Source organism: Sulfitobacter sp. W027, from assembly GCF_025143985.1.
In the GTDB taxonomy this organism is placed as follows: Bacteria; Pseudomonadota; Alphaproteobacteria; order Rhodobacterales; family Rhodobacteraceae; genus Sulfitobacter.
In genome coordinates this window covers 2573341-2592909 of sequence record NZ_CP083564.1, presented here as the reverse complement: position 1 = coordinate 2592909, position 19569 = coordinate 2573341, and the positions used below count along the sequence as shown (strand labels likewise).

Annotated in this window: 22 protein-coding genes; 15 read left to right on the top strand and 7 right to left on the bottom strand. The window is 60.7% G+C overall.

The features are described 5' to 3' along the window. Positions 1-54 precede the first annotated feature (54 nt). From K3759_RS12810 to K3759_RS12760, 11 genes are all read left to right on the top strand, one after another. Positions 55-1821 (top strand): hypothetical protein, encoded by a 1767-nt coding sequence (locus K3759_RS12810; protein ID WP_259982328.1) that lies wholly within the window; start codon positions 55-57, stop codon positions 1819-1821. A gap of 98 nt (positions 1822-1919) precedes the next feature. Then, positions 1920-3188 carry a flagellar hook protein FlgE gene (locus tag K3759_RS12805; RefSeq protein WP_259982326.1) on the top strand — a complete coding sequence of 423 codons (1269 nt, stop codon included), beginning with the start codon at positions 1920-1922 and terminating at the stop codon, positions 3186-3188. Positions 3189-3200: 12 nt separating this feature from the next. Then, the gene (flgK, locus tag K3759_RS12800) at positions 3201-4616 is read left to right on the top strand and encodes a flagellar hook-associated protein FlgK (RefSeq protein WP_259982324.1); all 1416 of its coding nucleotides are present in this window, start codon (positions 3201-3203) and stop codon (positions 4614-4616) included. Positions 4617-4623: 7 nt separating this feature from the next. Next, positions 4624-5685 carry a flagellin gene (locus K3759_RS12795; protein WP_259982323.1) on the top strand — a complete coding sequence of 354 codons (1062 nt, stop codon included), beginning with the start codon at positions 4624-4626 and terminating at the stop codon, positions 5683-5685. Positions 5686-5700: 15 nt separating this feature from the next. Beyond that, the gene (locus K3759_RS12790) at positions 5701-6801 is read left to right on the top strand and encodes a flagellar basal body P-ring protein FlgI (RefSeq protein ID WP_259982321.1); all 1101 of its coding nucleotides are present in this window, start codon (positions 5701-5703) and stop codon (positions 6799-6801) included. A gap of 10 nt (positions 6802-6811) precedes the next feature. Then, the gene (locus K3759_RS12785) at positions 6812-7114 is read left to right on the top strand and encodes a rod-binding protein (protein ID WP_259982320.1); all 303 of its coding nucleotides are present in this window, start codon (positions 6812-6814) and stop codon (positions 7112-7114) included. Continuing rightward, positions 7111-7488 (top strand): hypothetical protein, encoded by a 378-nt coding sequence (locus K3759_RS12780; protein WP_259982318.1) that lies wholly within the window; start codon positions 7111-7113, stop codon positions 7486-7488. Before K3759_RS12785 ends, K3759_RS12780 begins: the two co-directional genes overlap by 4 nt. A gap of 107 nt (positions 7489-7595) precedes the next feature. After that, positions 7596-8537 (top strand): flagellin, encoded by a 942-nt coding sequence (locus K3759_RS12775; protein WP_259982317.1) that lies wholly within the window; start codon positions 7596-7598, stop codon positions 8535-8537. A gap of 105 nt (positions 8538-8642) precedes the next feature. Continuing rightward, positions 8643-9047, top strand: coding sequence for a flagellar biosynthesis regulator FlaF (gene flaF, locus K3759_RS12770; protein ID WP_259982316.1), 405 nt, complete (start codon positions 8643-8645; stop codon positions 9045-9047). Position 9048: 1 nt separating this feature from the next. Next, positions 9049-9474 carry a flagellar biosynthesis repressor FlbT gene (locus K3759_RS12765; protein WP_259982314.1) on the top strand — a complete coding sequence of 142 codons (426 nt, stop codon included), beginning with the start codon at positions 9049-9051 and terminating at the stop codon, positions 9472-9474. Next, positions 9471-10304, top strand: coding sequence for a DUF1217 domain-containing protein (locus K3759_RS12760; protein WP_259982312.1), 834 nt, complete (start codon positions 9471-9473; stop codon positions 10302-10304). Before K3759_RS12765 ends, K3759_RS12760 begins: the two co-directional genes overlap by 4 nt. Before the next feature lie 6 nt (positions 10305-10310). Here the strand turns inward: K3759_RS12760 and K3759_RS12755 are convergent, their stop codons facing one another. The 5 genes from K3759_RS12755 to fliF are packed head-to-tail and all read right to left on the bottom strand — an operon-like array spanning position 10311 to position 15019. Continuing rightward, a complete protein-coding gene (locus tag K3759_RS12755) occupies positions 10311-11360 on the bottom strand; it encodes a flagellar motor switch protein FliG (RefSeq protein ID WP_259982310.1) in 1050 nt (349 codons plus the stop codon). 22 nt (positions 11361-11382) lie between these two features. Beyond that, a complete protein-coding gene (fliP, locus tag K3759_RS12750) occupies positions 11383-12219 on the bottom strand; it encodes a flagellar type III secretion system pore protein FliP (RefSeq protein WP_259982308.1) in 837 nt (278 codons plus the stop codon). Next, complete coding sequence (locus K3759_RS12745; RefSeq protein ID WP_243261233.1) at positions 12206-12670, bottom strand: FliM/FliN family flagellar motor switch protein; 465 nt, start codon at positions 12668-12670, stop codon at positions 12206-12208. Before K3759_RS12745 ends, fliP begins: the two co-directional genes overlap by 14 nt. Further along, positions 12663-13319: a FliH/SctL family protein gene (locus K3759_RS12740; protein ID WP_259982307.1), complete on the bottom strand. Its 657-nt coding sequence runs from the start codon at positions 13317-13319 to the stop codon at positions 12663-12665. The genes K3759_RS12745 and K3759_RS12740 overlap by 8 nt, the downstream gene beginning before the upstream one ends. After that, positions 13316-15019, bottom strand: a complete 1704-nt coding sequence (gene fliF / locus K3759_RS12735; RefSeq protein ID WP_259982305.1) for a flagellar basal-body MS-ring/collar protein FliF — start codon at positions 15017-15019, stop codon at positions 13316-13318. Before fliF ends, K3759_RS12740 begins: the two co-directional genes overlap by 4 nt. A 182-nt stretch (positions 15020-15201) precedes the next feature. Here fliF and K3759_RS12730 point away from each other — a divergent pair, with 182 nt between their 5' ends. The 4 genes from K3759_RS12730 to K3759_RS12715 are packed head-to-tail and all read left to right on the top strand — an operon-like array spanning position 15202 to position 17678. After that, positions 15202-15726: a flagellar basal body-associated FliL family protein gene (locus tag K3759_RS12730; protein WP_259982303.1), complete on the top strand. Its 525-nt coding sequence runs from the start codon at positions 15202-15204 to the stop codon at positions 15724-15726. Next, entirely contained in the window at positions 15723-16670 is a 948-nt protein-coding gene (locus K3759_RS12725; RefSeq protein WP_259982302.1) for a flagellar motor switch protein FliM, read from the top strand. The genes K3759_RS12730 and K3759_RS12725 overlap by 4 nt, the downstream gene beginning before the upstream one ends. Beyond that, complete coding sequence (locus K3759_RS12720; protein ID WP_259982300.1) at positions 16651-17052, top strand: flagellar motor switch protein; 402 nt, start codon at positions 16651-16653, stop codon at positions 17050-17052. The genes K3759_RS12725 and K3759_RS12720 overlap by 20 nt, the downstream gene beginning before the upstream one ends. Further along, positions 17049-17678 carry a MotE family protein gene (locus K3759_RS12715; protein WP_259982298.1) on the top strand — a complete coding sequence of 210 codons (630 nt, stop codon included), beginning with the start codon at positions 17049-17051 and terminating at the stop codon, positions 17676-17678. The genes K3759_RS12720 and K3759_RS12715 overlap by 4 nt, the downstream gene beginning before the upstream one ends. Positions 17679-17689: 11 nt before the next feature. Here K3759_RS12715 and flhB read toward each other — a convergent pair whose 3' ends face one another. Both flhB and K3759_RS12705 read right to left on the bottom strand, forming a co-directional pair. Beyond that, positions 17690-18808 (bottom strand): flagellar biosynthesis protein FlhB, encoded by a 1119-nt coding sequence (gene flhB, locus K3759_RS12710; protein ID WP_259982296.1) that lies wholly within the window; start codon positions 18806-18808, stop codon positions 17690-17692. A 3-nt stretch (positions 18809-18811) separates the two neighbouring features. Continuing rightward, positions 18812-19567 (bottom strand): flagellar biosynthetic protein FliR, encoded by a 756-nt coding sequence (locus K3759_RS12705; RefSeq protein WP_243261226.1) that lies wholly within the window; start codon positions 19565-19567, stop codon positions 18812-18814. Positions 19568-19569 lie beyond the last annotated feature (2 nt).

Here is a 19569-nt window from a genome sequence, read left to right as displayed (position 1 = left end):
CAGTGTGAAATAAAGAATGGATCTTTACAAGAATAAAGTGCAACTATCCATAGAATGAAGCATCTGCACAACATTGTTCTTGGTCTTTCTTTGATCTGGGCCGCGCCGGTGGCGGGGGAGGAAGGTTCTGTCTTTGCGCCTCTGTCCTTGGTAGAACATGGACAAGTGGATTTCCTTGCCGCCCGTGAAACGCTGATGATGCAGCTTCTGGCGGCGGCCGATCCGGAGGGCCCCACGCGGGCAGCGGTGCTGCTGGACCTTTCGGAACTGCACCTTGCATGGATGATGCGCCCCGAGGCGGCAGGCTTTCTGGCGGCGCTCGATAACGAAACCCTCACCGATGACGCCGCGCGGCGTCACCGAACATTGACCCTTGCGCTGGCCTTGCTGGAGGATGACGCGGGCGAGAGTGGTGATCTAGGGCAGGCGGTGTCGTGGTCCGTGGGATGGGCAGAGGGGCAGGCTCTCCGGGCGGCGGCTTTTGCCCGACTGGGGGCTGCAGATGAGGCGGCCCGGTTGATGCCGCGAACCGTTGAGGGCCTCGGCGCGCTATCGCCCGCCATCCAAGCCGCCGTTCTGCCAGACCTGCTTGAGGCTGCCTTGGCGGCGGAGGAGTGGGACGTGGCGCAGGCTCTGGCCGCGCAGTTTCCCAAACATGCTGAGCTGCGAGACGGCCCGGCCTATCGCTTCCTGCTCGCCCGCGCGTCAGAGGTTTCCGGCGATTTTTTAATGGCCTTTGAAGGGTATGTCCAAGCCGCACAGGGCCGCGACGCCTTTGCGCAGCGCGCGCGGCTGGCTTTGGTGCGGATGGGGCGTGAGACTGATACTTTGCCATCGGAGGATGCTTTGTCGCTGCTCAAAGCCGCGCGTTGGAGCTGGGGCGGGGATGCTTTGGCACGCGAGGGTGTGACACTGTTGGCGGACATCGCGGCAGAGCAGGGCGAAACGGATACCGCCTTATGGGCCTTACATAATCTGAAACGCGATGCCTCTGAGGAAGAGGTTGAAGCGCTGCTTACACGCGCTCGGGGCATCTATGGCGCATTCTACGCAGCAGGGGCGGCGGGTGAGATTGACCTTGGGTCTTTTCTTGAAGGGCATGCCCGCATCAGCGCCCGCTGGCGCTTCGATCCTGGCTTTGTCAGCCACGCCATGGCCGTTCCGCAGCGCCTGCTGGACACGGGTATGACAGCCCTTGCCGCGCGGGAATTTCGCGCTCTGCGTGAGATGGCTGAGACCTTGGAAGGGGTCGGGGCGAATGCCCCGGACGCGGCGCTTCTGGCTGATCTGCGACGCGGCGAGGCGCGCGCGCTCTTGGCGGGCGGTCAGGCGGATGCAGCCGTGGATTTGCTAAGCGGCTTTGCCGACGATCAGGGGGCCGAGGCCGAAGCGCTTTTGGTCGAGGCTTTGGCGCGGGCCGGGCGCTCGGATGAATTGGCCGCCCTGCGCCTGCGCGCCCAGGACATGGACCTGCGCCGCAGTCGGGCCGTGGCCCTTTATGAGACCGGAAAATGGGGCTCGGCCCGGCTGGCGTTCCTTGAGATGTGGGAGACGCACCCCCAGCAGTTCGCCTTTGCCGACGCCACACGCCTGACCCTCGCCGCCTATCAGGTGGGAGATAGTGAGACCGTTGCGCAGGCCGCGACGGCCTTCCCGTCGCTCGCCGAATTGCCCGGCTGGGCCGAGATCGCCACCGGGCTCGGCGCGCGCCCCGCCGAAGAGGGGCCGCTGGGATCAGACGTGATGCGGCTGAGTATGGAGAGCGCAGACCGTATCCTTGATGCCGTGACAAAAGTGACGGATGTCAAGGAAAGTCAGTGACATAAATATCAAATGCAAATTTTATTCTTGCGTTAAGCATGAAGAATCGGCTTTCTCATGTATAAGTCAAGAATAACAAGAACGAGCAGGATCACGTCATGAGCATTACAAGCGCCCTTCAAATCGGGGTCAGCGGGTTGCAGGCCAACTCCTCCCGCGTCCAGAACATCTCTAGCAACATCGCCAACGCCAATACGGTTGGCTATCGGCGGACCTTTGCGGAGTTTGTGACCCAGAATACCGGGTCGACCCAAGCGGGTGTGTTGACGGATGTACGGGCCGATATCTCGGCCAACGGCAATATCATGGGGACGGGCCGTTCCACTGATCTGGCAGTGCAGGGCGACGGCTTTTTCGTGGTGTCACGCAACCCTAACGACCCCGTCGAGTCGAATTACTACATGACCCGTGCTGGTTCCTTTACCCCGGATCAGGACGGCAACCTACGCAACTCTGCGGGCTATTTCCTGTCGGGCTTCCCCACCGATGCAACCGGGGCAACCGGGAGCGTCAGCAGCACCAGCTTTACTGACCTCAGCACCGTCAATGTGGCGAGCTATCAGGTGCAGGGCACGCCCAGCACGCGCGTCGGCGTGTCGGGCAATGTACCCGCGCAGGAGACCGGCCCCGGCACCACCGGCACAGCTTTTGCATCGACATTGCGCTACGTCAACCAACTGGGCGGCAGCGACGCGCTGAACCTGTCTTGGACCCCGGGGGCGACTGCCAATGAATGGACGGTCAGCATCACCGATGAGGCGGGCATCAACTATGGCGATGCGACGGTGAACTTTACCGACAGCGGCGTGAACGCAGGTAGCCCCGGCAGCTACACCCCCGGCACCCTGCCGATTGATCCCGCGACTGGCGTTGTGACCCTTTCGATCGCCAATGGCGGCACGCCGCAAATGCTCGAGATCGACTTTGGCGCGCCCGGCACCTTTGCGGGGATGACCCAGTTTTCCGGAGATTACACCCCCCCCGCTTTCGCCGATGACGGCACTGAGACCGGCAGCCTTGAACGGGCCGAGATGAGCGACAGCGGCATCCTCTACGGTGTCTTTGACAACGGTCAGCGCCGCGCGCTCTTCCAAGTGCCGCTTGCCAATGTTGCCAACCCCGATCAGATGCGCTCGATCGATGGGAACGCCTATATCGCCACCCGCGATTCCGGTGCGGTCAGCCTCGGCAATCCGATGTTGAACGGTCTGGGCAGCATTAACAGCGGCGCGCTCGAAGGTTCCAATGTGGATATCGCACAGGAGCTTACCGACCTGATCCAGACGCAGCGGGCCTATTCCTCAAGCGCCAAGATCATCACCACCAGTGACGAGATGCTGAGTGAAACGCTAAGTATCAAACGCTAATCCGGTATATGAATGAGCATCTCCTCTGCCTTTAACATTGCCCGCAGCGGTCTGAGCACGACGGAAGGTCGTGCCAGCCTTGTTGCGGGCAACATTGCCAACGCGCAGACCGAAGGCTACGCCCGCCGCGAAGCCGCGCAGGTAACGACCAGCGGGAAGGGCGGGGCGGTCGAGTTGCGTATCGCGCGACAGGTAGATGAGCGTCTTGCGGGCATGTCGCGCAACGCCTCGGCAGAACTGGGCCAAGCTTCGGTGACCGGAGAGATCCTCAGAAGCTATCTGATCACTCTGGGTGAGCCCGGCGATGAGGTTTCCCCCGCCGCCCGTCTGGCCGAGTTTCAGGCTGGCCTTGATCTCTTGGCTAACAACCCCTCCGATCCCGCCGCACAGAATGACCTGCTGTCGCGGACTGAGACCTTGGTAGGCAGCATCAATCAGGCCGCCATCGGGCTTGAGGCCAGCCGCGTGCAGGCCGGGGACAGTTTCACCACGAGCGTCGCCGAGGTGAACGCCGCGCTGGCCGATATTGCCGAGCTGAACGAACGCCTGCGCACTGCCGGCTCCGACGCGACCGGCACCGGCGGGCTGATGGATGAGATGAACCGCCGCCTTGATGCTTTGGGCTCGCAGATGGATTTCCAAAGCCGCTGGGAATCGGACGGATCGCTGACCCTGCACACCACTGGTGGCACCGAGTTGGTGCATGGCGATACCGCTGTGCGGCTGACTGCCAATCGTGAAACCGGCACGCTGATGGCTGGAAATGTCGACATCACACCGGGCCGCGTCACCGCACGCGGGTCTGACAGCGGACGTCTTGCCGGACTAAGTGGGTTGATCGCCAATGATCTGCCGCAGATGAAGCTGCAGCTGGACGAACTGGCGCGCGGGCTGGTGCAAAGTTTTGAGATCGCTGACGCCTCGGTCGGGGCAGGGCAACCGGGGCTTTTCACCGATGCGGGTGGCGCATTTGATGCGGCACAGTTGGACGGGCTGGCCGGGCGGCTTTCTATCAACAACAGTGTGCAGCCCGATAAGGGCGGCGCGCTTTGGCGTTTGCGCGACGGGGCCGGGGCCACCACCCCCGGAGAGCCGGGCGATACGACGCAGTTGAACGCTTTCGTGGATATTCTGGAAACGGGTTTCACCTTTGACGCGGCCACCGGCCTCAGCAGCAACGCACGTCTAGGCGACTTCGCGGCTGACATGGTCGGCCAGCAGAACACCCTGCGCGTCGGCGCAGATGCCCGGGCCGAGACCGCCCGCGTACGTCTTATCACATTTGAGGACAACCGCAGCAGTTTGGAGGGTGTCAACGTCGACACCGAGTTGCAAAAGCTTCTGGAGATCGAACAGGCTTATGGTGCCAACTCGCAAGTGCTGAGCAGCCTGAGCGATATGCTCGATACCCTGTTGGCCAGCGTGTGAGGATAACATGACTGAGATTTCCCGCACCGTTTCCACCGCCCTGCAAAGCCTGCGCCAGCGCGAGCAGACCAGCCGCCTCGCTGCCGAGATTTCGGACGTGTCCAAAGAGGTCACAACCGGGCTCAAGGCCAACCCTTATGACGATCTGGGCCATCGCTCTGCCGATGCCATTGCCATCCGGATGCAGATCACCCGCAATGACGGTTTCCTAACCTCCAACGCACTGCTGGATCGGCGCTTCCTCGCGGTGGAAACCTCGCTTGGCGCGATGCGCGATGTGGGGCAGAACGTGCTTGAGCAGGCCTTCACCTCGGATAACGCCGGAGGGCTCTCGGCGAGCTATCTGTCGCAGGCGGCCCGCTCGGCGCTGGACCGGGTTCTGGAGCGTGCGGCTGTCAGCGACAGTTCGGGCTTTCTCATGTCGGGCACGCGCAGCGATACGAACCCTTTGCAAGCTTGGGACGAGATCAACCCTAGAACTGGGCAAACCCCGGCAGCGGCGGTTGATCAGATGATCGGCGGAACGCCGACAAATTTGGCGGATGTGCAGCGCGCGATCGCTGATCTCAAAGCAGGTTTTAGTGACACCTCCGCCAATCCTAACCATAATTTTGAGACTACTTTCTACAACGGTGCGCCCACGGGCAATCCGCCGCTGACTTCGCGCACGTCTGAGACCCAGACCCTAACCCAAAGCGCGCAGGCCAATGATCCTGCGATCCGCGATCTGATGCGCGGGCTGGCTATGCTAAGCGCGTTTAACCCCAGTGATATCCCTGATGAGGCCGCTCGCGATGCTTGGCTGACCGAAGCCCGAAGCGCCATCGGCGCGGGGCTCGAAGGGCTGACTGATCTCGAAACCCAGACCGGCCTGAAGCGTGGGCAACTGGCTGATACGATCTCGGCCCAAGAAAGCCGGGCGCTCTTTCTCGACGGAGAGGTCATGAACCTAGAAGGCGTTGATCAATACGACGCGGCCACTCGGTTAACCCAATTGCAGAACCAACTCGATTCCAGCTTTGCCGTCACCGCCCGCCTCTCGCGTCTGTCTTTCTTGAACTACCTTTAACCGGAACCGCCCCCCATGAACGCCTTGTTTAAACTCCTGCTGATCGGCCTCACCTTCGCGCTTGCCGCGCCGGCGGCTGCACAGGTGCGGATCAAGGATATCGTTACCGTCGAAGGCGTGCGGTCGAACCAATTGGTCGGCTACGGTCTGGTCGTGGGGCTGAACGGCACGGGCGACAGCCTGCGCAATGCGCCTTTCACCGAACGCGCCATCGAAGGCATGCTAGAGCGGCTCGGCATCGGCAACCTGACCGAAGACCAGATGCGCACGGCCAACACCGCCGCCGTCATGGTCACCGCGTCCCTGCCGCCTTTCGCGCGGATGGGCAGCACCATTGACGTGGTCGTGTCCTCCCTGGGCGATGCCTCGTCCCTGCGCGGCGGCACCTTGATCGTGACCCCCCTGACCGCCGCCGATGGCGAGATCTACGCCGTCGCTCAAGGTCCGATTGCCGTCGCCGGTTTCGCGGCGCAAGGGCTGAACGCCTCCATCGTCGAAGGCGTGCCGACAGGCGCACGGATCGACAACGGTGCCATCGTCGAGCGTGAGGTCGACTTTGATTTCAGCGAGATGACCAGCATCAAACTGGCCCTGCGCAACGCCGATTTCGTCACCGCGCAGCGGGTCGAAGCGGCAATTAACCAAGCCATGGGCCCGGTCGCCACCGCCATCGATTCGCGCACCATCACCGTATCCGCCTATGGCAAGGGATCATTGATGGAGACCATGGCCCTGATCGAGCCGCTGCAAGTTCAGCCGGATCAGGTCGCCAAAGTGGTGATCGACGCACGCTCCGGCACCATCGTCATCGGCGCGAATGTCCGTATCGACCGCGTCGCGGTCAGCCAAGGCGGTCTGACGGTCACGGTCCGCGATGATTTCAACGTTAGCCAACCTGAATCACTGTCGATCGGCGGGACCACCGTGGTGGTGCCGAACTCCTCGGTCGGCGTCGAAAAGAAAGACGCGAAATTCGCCGTCATCGACGGGTCGGTCAGTCTGCAACGTCTGGTCGATGGGCTAAACGCCATCGGCGTTGGCGCAACCGAGACGATTTCCATCCTTCAAGCCATCAAGGCGGCGGGCGCTTTGCACGCTGACCTTGAGATTATTTAAGGGGCAGGTCATGGAATTTCCGTCTTTCCCAATCCCCGCGCCAACCCCGTCGGCCAAAGCTGCACCAACGCAGGCCGATGCAGTTACAGCCGAATCGGCGAAAGAGTTTGAGGCGATGTTCCTCGGCCAGATGGTCGATGAAATGCTCTCGACCGTGGACATCGGCAGCTTCGGTGGTGGCCATGCCGAGGAGACTTGGCGCAGCTTTCTGTCCAACGCGATCGGCGAAAGCATCGCCGAGCAGAACAGCACCGGAATTGCCCGCAGCATTGAAACCGCGATGCAGCGCTATCAAACGGGGGCCAACCGATGAGCGATCCGCGCAAAGCACTCGCCGCCGTGGATGCATTGGGCAATCTGCTGCGCCGCGAAATCGCCGCGGTCGAGGGGGGGGCGTTCAATCAATTGGTCGAGTTTGCCAGCGAAAAAGCCCGACTCACCGCCGTGTTGGAAGAGCAACTCAGCCACGACCCCGAAGCGGTCAGCAAAGATAAATTGCGCGATCTAAAAGTTCTGATTGCGCGCGATCATCACCACCTGCAATTGGCCCGCCAAGCCACGGCAGAGATGATCAATGAAGTTTCCGGAATCCGGGAAAAGCACAGCATTGCAGGTATTTACGGCCGAAGCGGTGCTAAACGTGACAACCGCGCAACACTGATGACAACGGTGGACAAAAGTTTCTGAATTGCCTCAATGTTGCCAGTTTTTCACGTAAAAACGTAATCAAGCGGGTTCGCCCCGCAGTTGTCAGAAAGACGACATAACGAACTAGAATAGTCTGGAATAAGAACATGTCTTCGATCAACACAAACGCCTCCGCAATGAACGCTCTCGCAACTTTGCGGAACGTCAATTCGAACCTTGGTACAACCCAAGACCGTATCTCGACTGGCCTTAAAGTTTCTTCCGGTAAGGACAATGCGGCATACTTTGCGATTTCCGAAACCCTGAAGGGCGACAGCGGCATGACCAAAGCCGTGAATGAGAGCCTGACGCTGACCAAGAACTCTGTCGCGACTGCGCGCCTTGGCGCTGAGCAGTTCTCCGAGCTTGCTTCGGAATTCCGTGACAAGGTTGCATTCGCCCAAGAAAACAAGGGGGGTCTGACCGAAATCGAAGCCGACCTGACCCGTCTTGTGGCCGATATGACAGCGATCATTTCGCAGTCGACATTTAACGGCGACGACTTGGTCAACGCAGAGGGCACAGCAACGGACGGGTCCGCGGCGGCCCCATCAACGATCGATGCTGCAACTGGTGTGATCACGGACGGCACCAGCGGCGCGAAAGCCCCGCGTCAAGTCGTAAGCGGCATCAGCCGTGATTCTGATGGCGCTTTGAGCACGACTAAGATCAGCGTCTCCCCGGTTGACCTGAACGGTCAGCGCGAGCAATTTGCCCTGATTGCGTCAGGTTTTGCGACGAACGCGGGCAACGCCACCACCGGTGAAGCTTTCCTTGCGCAAGTGCTGACGGAGGCCGATGAAGCCAAAACTGCTTCCGTTAGTGCCGCTACAACTCTGGGTCAGGCCGAAAAGTCGATCGAGCGTCAGCAGGAATTCCTGACTAAGCTCTCCGATAACCTCGACACCGGTGTTGGCGCGATGGTTGACGCCAATATGGAAGAAGAAGCCGCCCGTCTTCAGGCGCTTCAGGTTCAGCAGCAGCTGGCATCGCAGTCCCTGTCGATCGCCAACCAGGCACCGCAGAACATCCTGAGCCTGTTCCGTTAAGGATTAGGGTTTTCGGGGCCAGAGCCTAGCGCTTTGGCCCCGGTCCAACCGCCTCAGAATTTGCGGTTGGCAGGCAGCAATATATAAAAACAAGGAAGAATTCCTATGGGGCTGGCAGCATACAAACGAACCATTCGCGACAGCGAAACCCCGCGGCAGATCGAGCGCCGCATCCTAAGCCGCGTCACACATGACCTTGCCGAGAAGGGCCAAGGCTTTGATGCGACTGAGAGCAAGAGCGAGCGGTTGAACATCCTCGCCTCCGGTCTGCGCGACGCAATTTACGAAAATCAACGGTTCTGGTCAGCCCTGCGCCATGACCTGTCTGAGCCGGAAAACAAGATGCCCGACGGGCTGAAAGCTTCGCTCATTTCCATCGCACTTTGGGTGGACCGTCACAGTACCGCGCTGATGGCTGGCGAGGGGCGTCTGGCCGGTCTGGTTGAGATCAACGGCAATATCGCCGCCGGTCTGGCCGGGCAGGCCGCACCTCAGATGAAGGAGGTGTGAGATGCTGAAACTCACCCTTCGCCCCCGTGAACGCGTTGTCGTGAATGGCTGTGTCATCCGCAACGGTGACCGCCGCCAAGCGCTGACGGTCGAAAACCGCGCCGACATCGTGCGCGAATCCGATCTGTTGAAGCCGGATGCGGAATCCACGCCCGTCTCCAAGGTCTATTTCTTGGTGCAAACGGCGCTGATCCGTCCCGATACCCGCGATCAAATCTTGCCAATGATTCAGCAGGGCCTGGCCGATCTTGCCTGCTGCTTTGGCGCTGAGATGCGCAGCCGGATCATGGAAGCGGCAAACTTCGTCTCCATGGCCGACTTCTACAAAGCTATGAGCGAATTGCGCGCGGTTTTGAAATACGAAACCGAGTTGATGCAGCTGCGCCCCATCGCCCCGGCGCCAAGCCATGAGGCTGCGCACGCATGATCTCGCTGGGCGGCATGAGCACACAGGTGGCGGTCAAGCTGTTTGACGCAACGCGTGACAAACAGCTCGACCTCGTCGCCAACGATGCTTTGAACGCCCGGCAGATTGAAGCCTTTAAAGAACGGATCGGCGATATCAAATCCGCCAAGGAGTTTGTCGCCGATACCGAAGTCTATACATTCGTCATGCGCGCCTTTGATCTCGAAGATCAAATTTTTGGCAAGGCGATGATCCGTAAGGTGCTTGAAAGCAATTCCGATGAGCCTTCGGCCCTCGTGAACCGCCTTAGCAATCCTAAAATCAAAGAGATGTACGACACTTTGGGCTTTGCTCCCGGTGGCGGGCGGAGCTTCAACTTCAACAGAACCGGCTGGCAGGATGAGGTTATTGACCGTTTCAAAGAACGGATCGTGCTCAACTCTGCCGGTGAAGATAACGAGGGTGCCCGCATCGCTCTGGAGTTCAAGTCAAAGGCCGGAGAAATTAACAGCTGGCTCGACGTCTTAAAAGACGCCGATCTGGGCAAATTCATGCGCCGCGCACTTGGCCTCCCGAACGAGGCGATCAAGGTCGATCTTGACCGCCAGATTGCGCTTTTCGAGCAGAAATTCGACATCGAAAAGCTGAAAGACCCTGCTGAGGTCGACAAGCTCGTCTCCCGTTTCTCAGCTATTTACGACGCTGTCGAAGGGGTTTCATCCGCGTCCAGCACGGTTCTTTCCCTGATGCAGGGGGCCGTCTCTATCGGGCAGGGCAGCAGCTTTACCGCCATCACCATCAATATCCCCACGATCACCGGCGGCTACAGCGCCTCCAGCATTTACCGCTGATCCACCCTATTCGATGAATTCGTCGTCATCGGCTGCCGAGGGCAGTTCGATCACGCCTTCATCGGCGAGGCTCTTGGCATATTCCACCATCGCGGCCTGAGCGGCGCGCACATCGCGGCCCCGGACCGGGCCGGTGGCGGCCATTTCATCCATTAGCATCTGGCGCGAGCGTTGCGGTAGGCATTCCATCAGGTGATCGCGCTGCTCTTTCTTGGCCCCGCGCATTGCCATCGGCAGGGTCGCCCCATCCAGCCCGCGCATGACCTGCGCCAAGTCTTGCATGGGCAGTTTGAACAGATCGTCAAAGACGAACATGCGCTGTTTGATGGCTTGGAATGCATCCGGAATACGCGCGTCCAGCGCGCCGGAGAGTTCCTCAAAGGCCTGCACATCCAACTGGTTGAACAGATCCGCCATGCGCTGATGTGTCTCGACCGAGTTGGTGTGCATCGTGTTCGAAAGGATGTCCTGCTTCAGCGTCTCTTCGATCTGCTGCATCATATGCAGCGGCACGGCCTCCATGGCGATCATGCGTTCGGCGATGTCCTGCATCCGCTCCGGTCCCAGCAAGGGCAGCACTTTGGCCGCCACACTGGTCTCAACGTTGTTAAGGATCGCCGCTGCGGTCTGATCATGCTCGCCCTTGAGATAATTGGCGATCACCGTCTCATCCAGCGCACCAAAGCCGCGCCACATTGCGTTTTCGCGCTCGCTGTTCTTGAGCCCTTCCAGAATGCTGGTGACCTGCTCCTCGGGCATGAATTTACGCAGCATGGACTCTGCCGTTGAGATCGAGCCTACGACCGAACCGGTACCGCTGACGACCTTTTGGGTGAACTCGCGGAGCACATGTTCCACGACCTCCGACGGGATTGGGCCTAGGCGGGTCATGGCGCTGGTGATGCGCTCAATCTCGGCGGTGCCGAGTTTTTGCATAAGTTCCGAACCGGTCTGCTCTCCCAGGCACAGGAAGGTGATGGCGGCCTTGGTGGGACCGTTCAGATCCTCCACCGATATGGGCTTTCTGCGGGTTTTGGAAAGGGCATTGGTCGACATGGATAAATCCTTTCAGTGCAGGTCAGCCACCGGCAAGCGGCACATAGCTTTCGATCAGCGATCCGGCCAGCATGTACCAACCGTCGATCAGCACAAAGAAGATAACCTTGAACGGGAGGGAGATCAGGACAGGCGGCAGCATCATCATGCCCGCGCTCATCAAGACCGAGGCGATGATGAGGTCAATGGCGACAAAGGGCAGGTAGATCAGAAAGCCGATGGTAAAGGCACGGCGCAGTTCCGAGATCATGAAGGCAGGGACAAGATGGCGAAAGGTGGCTTCCTCAGCCGTTTCAGGCATGGGGGTCTCTTCGGCCTCTTCGTTTGCCGGGGCGATGCGCAAAAACAGCGCGTAGTCTTCGGGGCGGGTGTTGACGTACATAAAACTCTTGAACGGGGCTGCGATACGCTCCAGCGCCTGCTCTTCGGCAATGGCGTTCTCTAAAAGCGGTTGCACCCCGGCCTCATAGGCGTCCTCGAACACGGGCTGCATGACGAAGAAGGTCATGAACAGCGCCAGCGAGGTCAGCACGATATTGGGCGGGGTCTGGTTCAGGCCAAGGGCCGAGCGCAGCATCGACAGAACGATCACAAAGCGGGTGAAGCTGGTCATCACCACCAACAGCCCCGGCGCGATGCTGAGCACGGTGACCAGCGCGATGAATTGAACGATCCGGCCAGAGAGATTGGCGTTTTCATCACTGCCGGGGGCGGTATCCCCGATCACATCCGAAAGCGTGCTTAGAAAGCCCCCGTCTTGGGCCATAGCCATGCCGCTGCTGGCCAGAAGTACCAGCAGGGCAAGGCCCAGACGGCCCGGCGCATTGGGGCGCGGGGAGGGGAGGTCAGTCAGGGACATAATCCTTGACGATCTGGGTGAGCGAAACGCCCAGCCGGTCTTCGCCGACCTTCACAAGGTCACCGCGCGCGACCAGACGGTCAGAGACCATCAGGTCGACGGGCGCGCCGATTTTGCGGTTCAGTTCCACGATAGACCCGCGGGTCAGTTCCAGCAGTCGCGAGATCGGCATCCGGGCTTGGCCCAGTACAATCTGCACATCGAGACCGACGTTCAGCATCGCGTTGATCCCAGCCCCTCCGGCCTCAGGGCGAGGGGCGAGGGCGTTGCGCGAATCCTCGGTGTCAAGTTGCGGAAAGACCCCCGCGTCAGCGCTGCCCGCGCTGGCGGTATTGCCGAAGGCGTCAGCGCGCGGCTGGTCCTGCTGGCTGGTGCCGGGCGCGGCGTCGGGCGCTTTGCCCTCTGCGGCGTCGACGTCGTCTTTGGGCGATTGCAGGTCAGGCTTATCCATTTCCGTCCTTCTCCTTTTGTGCTTTCAGCGCCCGCTCATGTGTGTCGCGCAACTCGGCGAGCAGGCGGTCGCATATCTTTTTAAAGCCGTAGTCGAGACTCCCGTGGTCCCATTCCATCCGGGCATCACCATCGGGCAGGTCGGGATCGGCGCGCACGTCCAGCACGCTGTCGCATTTGTAATAGATCGCGCGTTGGCGCAGTTCGGGGCCGATCTGCTCCAGTGTAGCAGGCGATAGGCGCACTTTGATGTGGCTCGATCCGATGGCCATCTTGAGCGATTGGATTACCGTCTTTTTCACCCGCGCGGTGGATAGGCGTTCGATCACTTCGGGGAGGACGATCTCGCAGGTTTGCAGGGTAAATCCTACGATCTGCGCCACCAACGCCTCCTGATGGGCCTGCATGGCCTGCGAGAGCCGCGCCAGTTCCTGCGCCAGTTTCTCGGCCATGACGGCATGTTCGGCCTGCATGGTCTGGTGCATCTCGGCCCGGCCTGCGTCGGCCCCGGCCAGATAGCCTTCAATATGGCCTTGTTTGTGGGCCTTCTTGACCTTCGCCTCGATCTCTTCGGGCGTGGGCAGCGAAGGATCCTGCGGCTTGCTTTTGCCGTCTTCGTCGAAATTCTGAAGCTTCAGGGTGGTGATCACAGATCATCCCCTTCTGCCAGCCATTCGCCCAGTACGCGCAGGGCGTCATCGGCATTGTCCTCGGCCAGTTCGGCCACGGCGCGCAATTGACTGTGGTGGACCGCGCCTTCGACAGAGGCCAGTTGCACCATGTCGCGGGGCATCTCATCCATCGGGCCAAGGACCGCGCCGCTCTGGGCACCTACCGGGGTGGGCAGGCGGTTCTGCGGGGTCTCTTTCTGGGTGCCGCCGGTCAGCGCTTTGGGGGCGGTATCCTCCTCAGGGCCACCCAGCAGGGCTGCATCTGCGCCAGCGCCAGCCAGCGCGGGCTGGGGCAGGGTGGCGTCCAGCACCATGCGCAGGGGACGGGCACCAAGGACCATAATGATCGCCACCAACGCCAGGGCAAAGAGCGAGCGCAGGATGGTCATAGCGTTATCTGCCAGCACCGCGCCCAAGCCACGGCCCGTGGGGCTGCTGAACTCGGAGTCGAAATCAAGGAACTGAAGGCTGTCGACCTGCACCTGATCGCCACGGGCTTGGTCAAAGCCGATAGCGGTACTGACCAATTGGCTCAGGCGCTGCATTTCTTCTTCGCTGCGCTCGATATACCCTTCGGAGCCATCGGGCAGGGTGCCATAGCTGCCGTTCACCAGAACGGCGACCGAGATACGCTCGATATCGCCCGGCTCGCGCACCATCTCGCTTTGAACCGAGCCGATCTCATAGTTGATGATCTCGTCATTCTCAGAACGGGTGGATTGGCCCGCGCCGCCGCCAGCATCGTCGCGCAGCTCGTCGGGGATGTTGTTGGCCACATCCACCGTGGCCGCCGCCGGATCGGTTTCATTGGAGTTGCGCACGCGGGTTTCGATGGATCGGGCGACCTGCTGGCTGGGGTCAAAAGTGCGGGAAACGCGGACTTCTCGCTCGGTGGTCAGATCGACGCTGACGCGCACGCGGGCATTGCCGGGCCCGACGCGGGCGTTGAGAATGGATTCAACTTTCTGCGCCAGTTGCTCTTCGATCATGCTGCGCTGACCTTGGAGAGAGAAGTCAGAGCTGCCACCCTCATCCTTGGCCAAGATCGTCTCACCCGAGGCCGACAGGACGGTCACATTCTGCGCTTCCAAATCCGCCACGGCAGAGGCCACCAGCGCTTGGATCGCCTGCGCCTGTCGACGTGTCATGCTGGCATTGGCCTGCGATCGCACGATGACCGAGCCGCTGGCCTCGGCGCGGCTGCGCGAAAAGGCGGCGCGTTCGGGCAGCACCAGATGCACCCGTGCGGCCTTGATGCCGCTGATGGTTTGGATCGACCGGGCCAACTCGCCTTCGAGCGCGCGCAGCCGGTTCACCTTTTGCATGAAGGAGTTCATCCCCATGCCGGACATATTGTCGAAAATCTCCCAACCCGGCACGCCTTCGCCGGGCAGCCCCGCATCGGCCAGCGCCATACGGGCGCGGGCAATGTCGTTTTCCGCAACCGAGATCGTATCGCCGTTGCGTGACAGGTCGACCGTCAGACCTGCTTGCTCCAACGTCTGCATCATCTGCGACGCGGTGCCGGGGCTAAGCTGGCTGTAAACCGGAACATAGGTGGGGGCGAGGATGGTCCGCGCGCCGATAAAAATAGCCGCGGTGATCGCCAAGCCGATGCCGCCCAGAAGTGCCAGCCGCTTTGGACCTAAATCCTTAAGGTTTTCAACGATCTGATTCACGGGCCCTCACTCGGTTGGATAGGCCGAGCATTCCCCGCTCGGTCGTCACTATGCAAGCATATATCGATTTATACTTGTGAGAACTGATAAATAAACAGGTTTCTGTTGCAATAAAGCTTGTTTAGCGATGTATTTGTTCTTGCATATGGCGCATTGCGCGGGATCCGACTAAGAGTGAAAGAATGAAAAAGCTTCTTGCTATCCTTGCTGTCGTCTTGCTCTGCCTTCTTGCTGGCGTAGGTGGGGTGACGCTCGCCATTGGCCCTTCTGATCTGTTGAAAATGGCCGGGCTGGGCGGGGATGAGACCGAAGAAAAGATCGCCGACAGCGCCCATGCCGAAGAAGCGGCTGACGACGGGCACGGCGGCAAGCCCAAGACCGAAGTGAAGATGCCGGTCATGCCGTTCCCTGAGATCATCGTCAACGTCACCGACACCGGGCCGCAAGGCGGGCAGACCAGCCGGTTTCTCAAACTTAATATGCTGATGGTCTATGATGAGACCGTCGAAGGCGCTGACCGTCTGATCGCGCGTGAGATCTACCTGCGCGACAGTTTCCAAGATTTCCTGCGGCAGTTGCATGTCAGCGATCTGACTGGCAGCTATGGGCTGGCGATGCTGAAGACCGAACTGCTGCGTCGGGCGCGGGCGGTGGGCCACACCGACGCACCGCATGAAATCCTGATTGCCGATATGGTGGTGCAATGACGACAGCGGCCTCCCCCGATGCGATGAACCTCGAAGAGACGATGATCCGTCAGGCGCGGGAAAGCTTCCAGCGCCTGCCCACGCTTGAGATCATCATCGACCGCCTGTTGCTGGCACTGGTGCCTGACCTCAAATCCTACTGCACCGTCGCACCGGAGATCGAACTCACCTCACTGGAATATATGCCCTATGAGGACGCGATGGAGAAAATCCAACCGTCCTCGCTCATCGCCATTGCCAATGCGGAAGGCTGGGGCAGCCAGATTGCCTGCGTGGTTGAGCCGGACCTGTTGTTTTCGGTGTTGGAGATCATGCTCGGCGGGCGTCGTGCCACGAGCCAAGAATGGAAGCCGCGCGGGTTGACCGCGATTGAGCAGAAACTGGGCCGCAGGCTGGCGGAGCTCTCTCTCAAAGGTTTGGCGCATTGCTTGCATGATGTCAGCCCGGTGAAATTCGACATCCAATCGCTGGAATCCAATCCCCGGTCAGTCATGCTGGCCGCCCCGCGCACCGCGACGGTGTTGGTGCGGATGCATCTGCAATTCGAAGACCGCAGTGGACATATGGCCTTGGTGCTGCCCTATGGCACGCTGGACGAGGTCAGCGCGCAGCTGGCGCAGCCCTTCCTTGGCGGCCGTTCGCCCACCGACAGCAACGCGCGCAAGGATATGAACAGCCAGATTTCCAGCACCACGGTGACCATCACCGGGGTGCTTCAAGAGGTGACGATCCCGCTGCGCGAAGTGCTGGAATGGAAGCCCGGTCAGGTGATTGATCTGGGCATGACGGTCGATACCCCCGTGGTTGGCATGGTGAACGCGCAACCGATGTTTCAAGCCGCCTTTGGCCAGCGCAGCAACGGTGCCTTGGCGCTGCGCGTGATCCAATCCCTGCTCCCTAAGGAAAATCAGGAGGACAGCGACGATGATGCCGGCCTTGATTGATATCCTCATCATCGTGCTGCTGGTTGGCACGCTGGTCTATGCTTTTATCCTTGATCGCCGGGTCCGCGCCTTGATGGCGACCCTGAAAGAGATGGAGCCGATGGTTGGCGCCTTTTCCACTGCCGTCGATCAATCGGCCCGGTCGGTCGAAGACCTGCGCGACCTCAGCACCAAGGTTCAACGTGCCGAGCCGCCTGTGCAGCGTGACACCCCACAGCCCCGCCAAGCCGCGGCTGAGCCTGCCCCGGCAGGCCAAAGCCCGGCACAGATGCGTGCCGCGCGCCTGAAGGGGCGTTCCCAAGTGCGCGGGCAGGCGGCAGTTCAGGGCAAATCCGAATTGGTCCGCACCTTTTTCGACATCACCAAGGAGCGTAAGGAATGAGCCGTATCTCCCTGCCGAAGATCGCGCTGTTTGGCCTTGGCGTCGCTGGCGTGCTCAAGCTCACGGTTGAGTTCATGCCAATGATGGCCATCGCCGAGACGCCCGGCGACACCCCTCCGGTTCCGATTGAGCTGGCCGCCGCACCCGCGCCGCCCAGCTATGACGCCAGCGCCCCGGGCGAAAGCGGCATGTGCGAGCCGAGCCATCTGATCGCCGAGGCCATCGCCGAAGAGCGTGCGCTGTTGAAAGACCAACGCGATACGATTGCCGACCGTGAAGCCAAGCTCGCACTCGCCGAACAGAGCCTCAAGGCCGAGCAGACCCGGCTGGCCAGTCTGCGCGACGAGATCGGCGCGCAGCTTAAGGTGATCGAAGAGGCCAACAATCAGGACATGACCAAACTGGTTGAGCTTTACCGCAACATGAAGCCACAGGTGGCGGCGGGCATCATGGATGAAATCGACGTGGAAACCGCCGTGCAGGTGATCGGTGCCATGCCTGAACGCGATGCCGCGCAGATCATGGGCTCGTTCAGCCTTGTCCGCGCACGTTTGATCACCAAAATCCTGCTGGAACGCTCCAAACTCCCCGCCGACCGCAACCTCGAAGGGCTGCGCCTACGTTAAGCGGGCAGGGGTTAATCCTCGCGGATCGACGACCCTGCAGGCGGTTTGCGACGGACGTTCCGGCGCAGATCCATGACAAAGCCGATGATCTCGGCCACCGCCTGCCAATGTTCCATTGGGATACGGTCATCCACTTCCACCGCTGCATGTAGCGCACGGGCCAGCGGGCGGTTTTCGATCATCGGGATGTCGTGTTCCTTGGCCAGCTCGCGGATGCGATGCGCCATCACATCGGCGCCCTTGGCCACGCAGACCGGCACATCATCCACGCCCTGTTCATATTTCAGCGCCACGGCGTAATGGGTCGGGTTGGTCAGGACCACGCTGGCGCCCGGGATCGCCTGCGCGATGCGCTGGCGTGCGCGTGCGCGGCGCAATTCGGCCCGGCGGCCCTTGATCTGCGGATCGCCCTCGCTGTCCTTATGCTCGTCGCGGATTTCCTTGAGGCTCATCATCTGCTTCTTCTTCCACTGCGCGCGTTTCCAAATGATGTCGGCGATAGCAATGGGGATGAGGAAGGTGGTTGTCACAAGGAAAATCCAGCGCACCTTTTGCAAAGTGGCATCAAGTAAAGTCTCAGGCACAAAGGCCTGCGTCTGACCCAGAGACTGCGCAATATCCCGCACAGCCCAGACGGTGATAAAGCCGATCACCAGCACCTTGGCCGTGTTCTTGGCGAATTCGACAAAGGCTTCGGCTGAGAAGAGCCGTTTGAACCCCGACAGCGGGTTCAGTTTGGAAATCTTCGGCTTGATCCGCTCGGCTGCGACCACGGTCTCACCTTGGATCAATACGCCGAAGAGGGCCGCCAGCACCATGATCCCCACCACCGGCATCATCGCCAGGCCGAGCGTAAAGCCCAGCGATTTCAGCACCTGTCCCGCCTCGACCACCCCGGTGCCGCCGGTGCCGATGGCGGTGACACCCGCCTCCAGCAGCGGGCCCTGCAGCGCCTCGACAATGCCGCCAATCGAACTGGGTAGCACGAAGATCAGGATCAGCAGCAAGGCAAAAACCAGCATCGCCGTGCCGGTCTCACGCGATTGGGGCACGTCGCCTTTCTTGCGCGCGTCGCGGAGCTTTTTCTCCGTCGGCTCTTCGGTCTTACTGCTCTTGTCCTCTTCCGACATGGCCTAGAACCCGTAGGTGGTGAGCCATTCCGCGAATGGCTCCAAAAACCCCCGCATCATGGTCGGAACCGCCAGCACCATCAAGGCCAACCCGGCGGCGATCAGCAAGGGCTGGGCGATAAAGAAGACCTGAAGGCTCGCCATCATACGGTTCGCCAGACCCATGCCGACGTTGAGCACCAGCCCCGCCACATAGAAGGGCGCGGCGATCGACAGGCCGAGGTAGAGGCTGACCTGCGTGGCGCGGGCAAACTGATCGGTCAGATCGGCCAGCATGAAAGTGCCGGGGATAAAAACCTGATAGGACATCAGCAACGACTCGATGATCAGGTGGTGCAGGTCGGTGACAAAGATCAGCGCCGTCGCCCCGATCAGCAGCATCGCGGCCATGCTTGTTGCCCCCTCAAAGGCCCCAATGTTCGGTGCCAAGGCATTGGCCAGCCCCGACATCAGGGCCATCTGATAGCCCGCGAATTGCAGCGCCGAGAGCAGCGTGCGCGCCACCAGCCCGATCCACAGTCCCACGGTGATTTCCGAGCCAAAGATCAACAACAGAGCACCGGGGCGATCTTCGGCCACCGGGCCAAGGCCCGTAACCGGATAAAGCGCAGCACTCAGGATCAGACCAAAGAACAACCGATGCCGCGTTGGGACAGAGGTCTCAGCAAAGCCCGGCATGAACAAAAGCGCGCTCCCGATGCGGGCAAAGACGACGAAGTATCCCATCAGCGCGTCGGTCAGGAGGGCGGACAGGTCCATCC